Genomic DNA, 389 nt, shown 5'->3' with positions numbered 1-389 from the left:
AGTCAGCGCGGTTGGCACGCCAGCTGTCGAAGAAGCAACGGTCCGGATCATGAAGTCGGCAGACGGTCACCAGATCAAGCCGGTCACCAAGCTCGTGAACATCCGTTTGGATGAACTTTCCATCGTCCCGGCGGGCGCCAATCAATTCAGCAGGGTCGCTATCGCCAAGGCCGAAGAGCCGGTCTTCAAGGGCGACGAAGCTGCGACCTCTCGCATCGCGGCGGCAATGCTCGCCGCGATGAAGATTGAACCGATTTCAAAATCACATGAAAAGGAACCCGCCAACATGAGCAATGAATCTAACTTTGAGCGTCTTCTCCGCACCCGTATCGAGAAGACCGGCGAATCCAGGCGTGAAGCCTTCGCTAAACTCGCCGAAGAGCCTAGCG

The 389-nt window shown here is 57.1% G+C and carries 1 protein-coding gene; it reads left to right on the top strand.

Features of this window, described 5'->3' with window-relative positions; genetic code table 11:
- Window positions 1-49: 49 nt before the first annotated feature.
- On the top strand, window positions 50-389 hold a 340-nt coding region (locus tag AC1DIX_RS28150), incomplete at its 3' end, for a hypothetical protein (protein WP_477328667.1).

It is taken from the genome of Massilia sp. 05N420 (genome assembly GCF_056397205.1).
The sequence above is the reverse complement of the archived record's forward strand: the minus strand, read 5'-3'. Positions and strand labels throughout refer to the sequence as shown.